Below are 8,207 nucleotides of genomic sequence, written 5' to 3'. Positions count from 1 at the left end.
AGATAGGACAGAGGTGGAAGTATGGCAACATATGGAGCTGACTGTTACTAATAGGTCGAGGGCATAACCAAGCAAGGTGATAGGAAATGGATGGATTTAATTCTTTGTATGCAGTTTTGAAGATACATATCTTCATATGGCCCAGTGGCTCAGTTGGTTAGAGCGCCGCCCTGTCACGGCGGAGGTCGAGAGTTCGAGTCTCTTCTGGGTCGTTGCTTATTTACCGTATAGGCTTTTAATTTGGTAAATAGCATTAATTTTGTGGGATCTTAGCTCAGCTGGGAGAGCATCTGCCTTACAAGCAGAGGGTCATAGGTTCGAGCCCTATAGGTCCCACTTAACAAGAATGGATGGATTCCCGAGTGGCCAAAGGGGGCAGACTGTAAATCTGTTGGCGACGCCTTCGAAGGTTCGAATCCTTCTCCATCCACTTGAGAAGTAATTCTCATAAGCCGTAAGGTGAGTGCTGATGTGGCTCAATTCATTAAGATTGACTATGTCAATCGCAGGCAGAGTTCTGATTACAAATCAGTTGCTCTGAGAGGATGTAATTATGCCGATGTGGCTCAATTGGCAGAGCAGCTGATTTGTAATCAGCAGGTTATCGGTTCGAGTCCGATCATCGGCTTTATCTCATTAGAGATAAGAAAAATTTAATAGCGCGGGGTGGAGCAGTCTGGAAGCTCGTCGGGCTCATAACCCGAAGGTCGTAGGTTCAAATCCTGCCCCCGCAACTCAGACTTTTTAAGTCTAATGCCCAGATAGCTCAGTTGGTAGAGCAGAGGACTGAAAATCCTCGTGTCGCTGGTTCGATTCCGGCTCTGGGCATTTTCTTTGCCAAAAAGAAAGACAACTTAATAGGGGCGTGTAGCTCAGGTGGTAGAGCACTTGACTTTTAATCAAGTTGTCCGGGGTTCGAATCCCCGCACGCTCATTGAAAAGAAATGCCGCAAATCCAGTATTTACAAGGGTTTGTGGCATTTTTGTATTCTATTTTAACATACTCTAACATACCCCAAAATACCCAGAAATAATGTCCAAAAAGTGTCCCCTGAGACCATAATGTCCAAAAAATGTCCAAGAAATTTAGAAATTGAAAGCTGCGTCTATCGCCTTTTCTGCGTCTTCTTTCTCTAGGATCATGTGATTATATACATCCAATACCATCTTCTCTGTGTCACCCATGAGCTGCGCGATCTTTTTGATTGATATGGTCGGAATCTGATAGCACAGATTGGAGCAATAGTTGTGTCGGAATATATGCGCCGTAAGATCTTTGGCGGACTCTCCAGAAGCCTTTTCCATAGCCGCCCGTACTCTGGCCCACATTTTATCATAGCTACTCTTTGTGACGGGGAGACCGTCACGCATAACAAATAGATAAGTCTGTCCATTTGCCCGGCATTGCTCAATATAACTTACGACTGCCGGGAATATGCTCTGCGGAATTGGAATAGTACGATATCCATTTTCCGATTTTGGATCTTTTAGAATAGGCTTTCCTTTTACAAATGCATGGGCCTTATTAATTGTCAGCCTTCTTTTTTTGATGTTGACATCAAACAGAGTAAGCGCCAGGGCCTCTTCACGCCTCAATCCACAGCCCCAAATAATATAGACAAAGATTCTGTCCTGATCCTTAAAATCGGCTTTAAAAACGGCTTTATTTTCGTTTGCTGTAAGCGGACGTTTCTTTTGCGCAGTATACTTGACCGACTCAATGCTCTGGAAGATTTCTTCCTTTACATTTAGTGGGAATAGATGATCCGACACGGCTGATTTTAGAACCTGTTTAAATGTCATTTCTATCTGTTCCTGAGTCCGTTTCTTTCCTTTTGCATTGTTCATGGCAATCTGATAGTGTATCCGATCAGTGTCCTGCAGCCGGAGATCTCCCAGGACAATAAGATGCTTTTCTATTATGTTTTCGTACATTGCTTTAGTGTTATCACTCTTCTGGGCCTTGTACACTCTTTTCCATTCCCTGGCGTAATCCACAAATGTAGCATCTGTTTTCTTTACTACATTTCTGGCGGCTACTTCAGCACAAAACTGCTCTTTTTTCCTTTCGAGATCTCTGCTACTTTTATCGCTCTTTAACCCCTGACGATGCTTGCTGCCATCCGGGTTATATGTTCCATCCCAGACTTTTGTACGGAAGTACCCGTCCTTCCCGCGCTTGTATTTTGCCTTTGCCATAATATCCACATCCTCTCTTAAAAATAAGCATAAAAAATACACCTATACAGGTGCATAGAGTTTGTGGTATAATCTACATGTCAGGTTGATTATACGGGTCTCTGCAGCCTGTATAGCATCTATTTAAGCCGTTCGGTGTTGGTAGCACCGGGCGGTTTTTACCATGATCCATTAAATTCCGAGATCCGGGTAATAGGGATAATCACTGAGTCCATACCTATAGATGCCATTGCTGTTGCAATATGTGACCTTAAAAGCGGAAGTAGCTCTTTGGCTCCATGTTTTCGAAGCGTATCTTCGTCTAGATCTTCGTGTGAAAATACTCCTGTCATTACTATTTTTACAAAGAAGGATTTGTCGTCTTGTTTTTCTTCTTCTGAAAAAGCAAGTATTACAGCGGCCTCTATTTTGCAATTAGATGCAGTGTTATCAAAAATTTTATATTGGTAAGTCAGTTTTATTTGATTGTTGTCCGATGTATCTGCCTCATTAATAAGGGTTAATCCAGTAACACGATATTCCTGTAAATGCATTCCCATTTTACATCTCCTCCAATTCTTCAATTCCACTCATCTCTACTACTTCATGTGAAATTCGTTTAGAAGTCTTAGCATGAAAACTTATAATCTTTTCATCGGCTACATCTGGAATTTGTTTGTATAAATATTTTTTGCAGTCTGAGTTATAAGCGATTATAGCATTGCAAAAATGTTGGTTTAAACTTATTCCGAGATCCTTTGATATTTCAGCGGAATCCGAGTAAATATTTGGTGAAAGACGTAGAGCAAACTTTCCGTTATGCTTTGGTAATTCCTTTACGGTAACTTGCGGAACAGGAATTCCGACTTCCTTTGCAGTTTCAATCCACTCATCCTCGTTTGCTTCTAACTCAGTTATTGCTTCTGCGGAGGTTTCTCCTTGCCCGACACATCCTTTAAGTACCTTGCTCTCTGCCACCCAGAAGGTGTGCGATTCTACAATCATTTGATAAATATTGGCTTCATATTTCATGGTTGTTCCTCCTTGATTGAATCAAACAAATCTTTCAATTGCTTGATATATGCCTCTTCGACATTCTTCCCATGTCTTGGAATTGGAATCACTGTACCAGAAGGTACGTGAGCCACTTTTATTCCATGCTTTCCTCCGGTCTTTATTATGCATCCGTAATAATATGCTAGAGTTTCGACATCGTCAAATGTAATATCATTCGGTATTGGCTTTCTATAGAATTTTTTGATTCTTTTTTCTATTGTACTCATAATAATTCCTTTTATGCACATGATATCACATATGATATCAAAGGTCAATTTGTTGCTATTTAATATATCAAAAAAATACCACATTTTCTTAAGCCGTTCCTGTTGGCGCAGGGGCGTTTTTTATTTACCCACATTATTCAAACACGTACACATTTGATACATTATCAATAAATCCCCACCATGTTTCTGTTGTTCCATCTGCAAGTAACAATTCTGCTAGGCTATTCACATAGCCGGATATGGAGATTTTGTCTCCGATTTTCAAATTATCATCGTTGCACGTAAAAGAAATCAACCCGTTTTCATCATTTCCATCAGATACAGTTATAACATTTTCATAATATACGTCGGAGGATTCGTATGTTACGGTTCCAACCATTATATCCATCAAGTCGTTAAATTCATCAAGTGATTGTACGTCAACTATTTCTCCTATAACTACAGAGCATACAATATCATCTATGTTATCTAGGGTGTCTGATACATTACTCTTATAATCTGTATTGATATTTTCTGGGGATATAATGACTGGGTCTGATATAAAGCAATATCCCACATCTTTTTTTGCAAAAACTCCCTTTACTACAATGCTTTCTCCATTGTCAACAAACAAACTTTTGTTTATCTCGTTAGAATCGACATGACAATATACAGAATATTTCCCATCTGAGGACTTAACGTAGAATCCAGATATAGGGGCGGCTTCCTTTTTACCACGAATGGTAATCTCTTTATTAAATGGAAGTCCTGTTTTTTGGGAACACTTTTTATACAACTCATTTCCCTTATCCCCGTTCAACTCGTCTTTTGTTAAGTATTCAGACTCTTTTTCGAACATTTCTTCTGTTTTTTCATAAATAGCTCCGAATTCTTCTATATCGTACTCGGTTTTTGATTTTCCACATGAAATAAGAAAAATTGATAATATTGCTAAAATTAAAACAGTCACAATTTGCTTCCTCATAAGTTCCTCCCTCTTCTTATACCTTTAACACCACAATATGTTAATCCATATGGAGCAACATCAATTTACAATTTTCCCCACCATTAAATGAGGGATAAATATAATGCAATAGTTATCTATGGTAGTAGCAACGCCGTACTTATCACGATAACAGTCAATGCATTCTTCTAGGAAATCCTCAGTCACTTCTAAGTAATCTGCTATTTCATATAAGCTTTTGCAACCGTAGTTATATGCGGAAATTAGACCATTTAATCCAATGCGATCATTATAGGCCCACAGCCTCCCCTTGCGTTCCTCCTTGCAATTTCCGATATCAGCTTGATTAATGATATGACCAACGCCGGTGTGAAAGTGCCCTATTTCTTCGGCAAGCACACAAGCCTTTTCCTTGTTTGTTGCTATGTCTTCTCTAATAGCAATTTTTCTTCCACGGATACGACCATTGCTAGATTGCAAAGGCTTTTCCTTTACAGTAAGTCCTTTATTATAGGCTTCATCTAAGAGTACCTCATAAGTATTCATAGTCAACACCTCCCAAACTGAATATAACACAAAGGTTGTCCTATAAATGGGACTTTAAAAATTGTCATCGTCCATGATATCATCATCATATTGCCGCATTTCATCCGTAACTTCTATATCTGTACGTTCATGGGCGGCTACGACTTCTAAATCAGCGGTTTCGATTTCCAACAGCTTGTCTGTATATGAAGATACTTTCTTTTTCCCAATATCTGAAAGCTCTCTATAGGAAAGAATTAGTTCGGACTCGTCCTCTGTCTCGCAATACACATTATGGAGGATAAGATTGGAAGGGGCAACTTTTTCTTCCTCCCATCCCATTAAATAAGCCGCGGTGGTATTCAATGCACTGGCAATTTTCATCATGATCGGAGCAGGAACCTTCTCAATCTCTCCGTTTTCGTATCTGAATACTGTTGATCGAGATACTTCTAATATATCCGCCAATCTATCTGCTGTCATGTTTATTTCTTTTCTTCTTTCTCTGATGCGTTCTCCTGTTGTCTTCATATTTTCCACCTCCGATGTGCATATCATATCATAATTGTTGCGAAATTGCAACAAAAAACAGTGGCAAAAATGCAATTCCTGTATTGACTTGAGTTTGTGTTAGTGATAATATATAAGCATGGAGTCGCAATAATGCTACTTTGACTTAATATATGAAAGGAGGTATATAATTGGTAGTAAATACGCAAAAATTAAAGGGCAAAATAGTAGAAAAGAACACTACTCAAGAAAATGTGGCTAAGTTATGCGGTATGGACAGAACAACATTTTACAGGAAAATGAAAAAAGGCGGGGATGATTTTACCATAGGGGAAATACATTCTATGGTAAGTGGAATTCCTCTTACAAAAGATGAGGCAATGGAAATTTTTTTTTAAAACAAAAGTCGCAATAACGCTACTATTTTTGGATCGCAAAAGGAGGACTCATGAAAATTATTATTGACTTAGACGATGAGCAGGAAGCCATGTCATTTCCTGCCAGCACAATTTATCGCAAACTCTGTGATGAATATTACAAACAGATTGCATTACAAAATAAACTGAATTACTGGTCAGCCCAAACCTCATGTGATTCGTGTGCAAGAGAATTGTATGCACAGATCAAAGGAAGAAAGCCGAATGTAAAGAATCTTATACTGACTTATTCAGATGCAGAGGAATGCTTTAAATTATTCAAGTGCTTTTTTGATATTTGGTACATGGAGTTTAATCGATGTCATTGAGTATTACTCAATAAAGTACAGTGTAACACAAGATGTGTCCCATAAAACGGACTCATCTATTACGGAAAGTTACGGAAAGCATTACCAGACAAAGAGAAGGGGGTGGGGTAGAGGTGAGAGATGTTATTGCAATTATACTATTACTGGTTGTGATATTATCAGCAATCAGTAGCTTTATTTCGATAATTTTTTATTGTGGAATCGGTGTATTAGAGAAATTGTCCGGGCCAAAATACGCGCAAGCGACATGCCCACGGTGCAGCACAGCCGTGATAGAAGAATATTCTTTCATAAAACCACGGATGTGGACATGCCCATACTGCGGCATAAAAATTAAATATGAGAAAGCTGACTAAATCGGAGCTGATTTTGGTACAGAGGTATCTTGCTTAAAGTTTTCGGTAACAGCGTGACCAAATACAAGCCCATCATCGCGGTAAGAATAATCATAAAAATTAACGCTATTTAAATCCATTTTGACCTTATACGACTTACGCGATGTAGTTATAATAAGATCCACTTCTTTGGAACAGAGTATAAAAGAGTCTTGTCCAGGTTCATGAAAAGCGAGGTAACCGGCGAATGCACTGTATGGTTCTAGGACAAAAGGGGTGGTGGTAGATAATGTGTGATAATCAGTTCTTACTGTTTGGTCGCCGCGATTGGTCTCAATCACGTTTATGGGGTCTATGGTTAAAGTTCCACTTTCGTAGCCAGATGCAGTGATCGATGATTCATAGTGCCTAGATTCATATAGCTTTAAATCCAGAATTGATATAGGTAGCGAAGATTCATTTGAAAAGGAAAGAAACAAATAAAAAATTTCATCTATATCATTCCCCATTCTTTTCTTTGGAGTGATAATGAGTTTCATTTTTTCAGCTTTATTTTGAATGTATTTATCCCGTGCCAAAAAGATGACTGATATTGCAGATAAAAGAGTTGCTGTAACAGTAGCAATAGTAATAATGGTTTCCATCATGGGAAATTACCTCCAAAGGTTTTATAAAAAAATTCTACCATAGCATGAAGGAAAATTCAATTATTAGGAAATGGGGACGCATGATGTGTCCGGTTTGGAAAAACGGAAAATGAAAGAAGGTGATAACATGACGTTTCCAAAGCAAATAATGACGATTCCGGAATTGATGCAGATGGGATTCAGCCGGCGGGACTTGGAGAGATATTTTCGGTTGCCGGGCCAGAGATTCGCATGGCGAAAAAATTCTGTGTCGAACGTAAGAGGTCACATACTATTTGACACGGAATTGTTTGAGAAGCATTTAGAGAAGGAAAAGAACATGCAGGCCAAGGCCCGTCAGCCAAGGAGAAGCCTTGTTGGATAGAGAGGAGGTGCAGGGAATGCGGAAACGGCAGCGAGACCGCCCGATGTCGCTATGGGACTGGTGCTATGTAGGAGTAGCACTGGCAGTATTGTTCCTGATCGGGATAGCAACCGTGTAAACCAGAAAAAGAAAGGAAAAACAAGTGAAAACAATACCAAAAACAATTGTATTAACGATGATGGCAGGGGTGTTATTGACTGGATGTACAGAAGCAGACCGGGTATCAAGTAATTTGTCAAAGGAAGCTGATAACTTTAATGATATTCGACAGGTAACAGTAATCAATTGCTTACAAGGAGATGTCCTATTTCAGATGACAGGAAAAATGTCAATAACTGCAGATACAGACGATAACCAATTAGAAGTTATTGTTGAAGATGAAAACGGAAACTATAAGAAACACTTCATCGGACTAAGTGACAATGTTACCTATGTGGTTGAAGACATTACAAGTAAAGATGTTGAAAAATATAAATATACTTTGAATTTTAACCCTAACATGTGGATTCCAGTAGAAATTGACACAATCGACTAATTAAGAAAAGGAGAACAATATGAAATTAGCACTGTTAAACACAAGCATCCTGACAACAGCAGGTGAGTACAGCCTTACGGACATTACACTGGATGAGGCGAGGGACCTGGTTAAAGGCAACCGCGATAACCTGAACTCAGCA

General features: G+C 39.1%; 13 protein-coding genes and 7 tRNA genes. 12 read left to right on the top strand and 8 right to left on the bottom strand.

Annotated elements, in window-relative coordinates; translation table 11 throughout:
* Nucleotides 1-138 precede the first annotated feature (138 nt).
* From ARB69_RS25065 to ARB69_RS25035, 7 genes are all read left to right on the top strand, one after another.
* Nucleotides 139-212 (top strand) — tRNA-Asp (locus tag ARB69_RS25065).
* Between the two features lie 51 nt (nt 213-263).
* Nucleotides 264-336, top strand: a tRNA-Val gene (locus ARB69_RS25060).
* 12 nt (nt 337-348) lie between these two features.
* Nucleotides 349-430: transfer RNA gene (locus ARB69_RS25055), tRNA-Tyr, on the top strand.
* A gap of 125 nt (nt 431-555) precedes the next feature.
* Nucleotides 556-628: transfer RNA gene (locus tag ARB69_RS25050), tRNA-Thr, on the top strand.
* Nucleotides 629-660: 32 nt separating this feature from the next.
* A tRNA-Met gene (locus ARB69_RS25045) sits at nt 661-734 on the top strand.
* 21 nt (nt 735-755) lie between these two features.
* Nucleotides 756-828, top strand: a tRNA-Phe gene (locus ARB69_RS25040).
* A 33-nt stretch (nt 829-861) separates the two neighbouring features.
* A tRNA-Lys gene (locus tag ARB69_RS25035) sits at nt 862-934 on the top strand.
* 152 nt (nt 935-1,086) lie between these two features.
* Here the strand turns inward: ARB69_RS25035 and ARB69_RS25030 are convergent.
* The 7 genes from ARB69_RS25030 to ARB69_RS25000 all read right to left on the bottom strand — a co-directional run bounded on the left by ARB69_RS25030 (nt 1,087) and on the right by ARB69_RS25000 (nt 5,460).
* Nucleotides 1,087-2,199, bottom strand: coding sequence for a tyrosine-type recombinase/integrase (locus ARB69_RS25030; protein WP_055155355.1), 1,113 nt, complete (start codon nt 2,197-2,199; stop codon nt 1,087-1,089).
* Between the two features lie 158 nt (nt 2,200-2,357).
* Entirely contained in the window at nt 2,358-2,738 is a 381-nt protein-coding gene (locus ARB69_RS25025; RefSeq protein WP_055155354.1) for a hypothetical protein, read from the bottom strand.
* A gap of 1 nt (nt 2,739) precedes the next feature.
* A complete protein-coding gene (locus tag ARB69_RS25020) occupies nt 2,740-3,210 on the bottom strand; it encodes a type II toxin-antitoxin system HicB family antitoxin (protein ID WP_055155353.1) in 471 nt (156 codons plus the stop codon).
* Nucleotides 3,207-3,461 (bottom strand): hypothetical protein, encoded by a 255-nt coding sequence (locus ARB69_RS25015; protein ID WP_025654052.1) that lies wholly within the window; start codon nt 3,459-3,461, stop codon nt 3,207-3,209. Before ARB69_RS25015 ends, ARB69_RS25020 begins: the two co-directional genes overlap by 4 nt.
* A 133-nt stretch (nt 3,462-3,594) precedes the next feature.
* Entirely contained in the window at nt 3,595-4,425 is an 831-nt protein-coding gene (locus ARB69_RS25010; RefSeq protein WP_055155351.1) for a hypothetical protein, read from the bottom strand.
* A 60-nt stretch (nt 4,426-4,485) separates the two neighbouring features.
* Entirely contained in the window at nt 4,486-4,950 is a 465-nt protein-coding gene (locus ARB69_RS25005; RefSeq protein WP_055155350.1) for a hypothetical protein, read from the bottom strand.
* A gap of 54 nt (nt 4,951-5,004) precedes the next feature.
* Nucleotides 5,005-5,460, bottom strand: coding sequence for a helix-turn-helix domain-containing protein (locus ARB69_RS25000; RefSeq protein WP_055155349.1), 456 nt, complete (start codon nt 5,458-5,460; stop codon nt 5,005-5,007).
* A 170-nt stretch (nt 5,461-5,630) separates the two neighbouring features.
* Between ARB69_RS25000 and ARB69_RS24995 the strand changes: the two genes are divergently transcribed.
* Together ARB69_RS24995 and ARB69_RS24990 are read left to right on the top strand one after the other, a co-directional pair.
* Nucleotides 5,631-5,837, top strand: coding sequence for a hypothetical protein (locus ARB69_RS24995; RefSeq protein WP_055155348.1), 207 nt, complete (start codon nt 5,631-5,633; stop codon nt 5,835-5,837).
* Nucleotides 5,838-5,887: 50 nt separating this feature from the next.
* On the top strand, nt 5,888-6,184 hold the full coding sequence (locus tag ARB69_RS24990) for a hypothetical protein (RefSeq protein WP_055155347.1): 297 nt from the start codon (nt 5,888-5,890) through the stop codon (nt 6,182-6,184).
* A gap of 352 nt (nt 6,185-6,536) precedes the next feature.
* On the opposite strand, the gene ARB69_RS24985 is transcribed toward ARB69_RS24990, so the two are convergent.
* Nucleotides 6,537-7,166, bottom strand: a complete 630-nt coding sequence (locus ARB69_RS24985; protein WP_055155346.1) for a hypothetical protein — start codon at nt 7,164-7,166, stop codon at nt 6,537-6,539.
* A 109-nt stretch (nt 7,167-7,275) separates the two neighbouring features.
* Here ARB69_RS24985 and ARB69_RS24980 point away from each other — a divergent pair, with 109 nt between their 5' ends.
* The 3 genes from ARB69_RS24980 to ARB69_RS24975 are packed head-to-tail and all read left to right on the top strand — an operon-like array spanning nt 7,276 to nt 8,065.
* Entirely contained in the window at nt 7,276-7,530 is a 255-nt protein-coding gene (locus ARB69_RS24980; RefSeq protein ID WP_153922154.1) for a hypothetical protein, read from the top strand.
* Entirely contained in the window at nt 7,523-7,648 is a 126-nt protein-coding gene (locus ARB69_RS27955; RefSeq protein WP_278314375.1) for a hypothetical protein, read from the top strand. Before ARB69_RS24980 ends, ARB69_RS27955 begins: the two co-directional genes overlap by 8 nt.
* Before the next feature lie 24 nt (nt 7,649-7,672).
* The gene (locus ARB69_RS24975) at nt 7,673-8,065 is read left to right on the top strand and encodes a hypothetical protein (protein WP_083487205.1); all 393 of its coding nucleotides are present in this window, start codon (nt 7,673-7,675) and stop codon (nt 8,063-8,065) included.
* The last annotated feature ends 142 nt before the right edge of the window (nt 8,066-8,207 follow it).

This window comes from Faecalicatena contorta, from assembly GCF_001404335.1.
Taxonomy (GTDB): Bacteria; Bacillota; Clostridia; order Lachnospirales; family Lachnospiraceae; genus Faecalicatena; species Faecalicatena contortus_B.
Note: the sequence above shows the minus strand (reverse complement) of the source record. Positions and strands in the feature narration are given on the sequence as shown.

Bases quoted from the DNA above. Each gene is read 5' to 3' on its own strand.
- ARB69_RS25030 (WP_055155355.1), bottom strand. From the start codon at position 2,199: ATGGCAAAGGCAAAATACAAGCGCGGGAAGGACGGGTACTTCCGTACA.
- ARB69_RS25025 (WP_055155354.1), bottom strand. From the start codon at position 2,738: ATGGGAATGCATTTACAGGAATATCGTGTTACTGGATTAACCCTTATT.
- ARB69_RS25020 (WP_055155353.1), bottom strand. From the start codon at position 3,210: ATGAAATATGAAGCCAATATTTATCAAATGATTGTAGAATCGCACACC.
- ARB69_RS25015 (WP_025654052.1), bottom strand. From the start codon at position 3,461: ATGAGTACAATAGAAAAAAGAATCAAAAAATTCTATAGAAAGCCAATA.
- ARB69_RS25010 (WP_055155351.1), bottom strand. From the start codon at position 4,425: ATGAGGAAGCAAATTGTGACTGTTTTAATTTTAGCAATATTATCAATT.
- ARB69_RS25005 (WP_055155350.1), bottom strand. From the start codon at position 4,950: ATGAATACTTATGAGGTACTCTTAGATGAAGCCTATAATAAAGGACTT.
- ARB69_RS25000 (WP_055155349.1), bottom strand. From the start codon at position 5,460: ATGAAGACAACAGGAGAACGCATCAGAGAAAGAAGAAAAGAAATAAAC.
- ARB69_RS24990 (WP_055155347.1), top strand. From the start codon at position 5,888: ATGAAAATTATTATTGACTTAGACGATGAGCAGGAAGCCATGTCATTT.
- ARB69_RS24985 (WP_055155346.1), bottom strand. From the start codon at position 7,166: ATGATGGAAACCATTATTACTATTGCTACTGTTACAGCAACTCTTTTA.
- ARB69_RS24980 (WP_153922154.1), top strand. From the start codon at position 7,276: ATGAAAGAAGGTGATAACATGACGTTTCCAAAGCAAATAATGACGATT.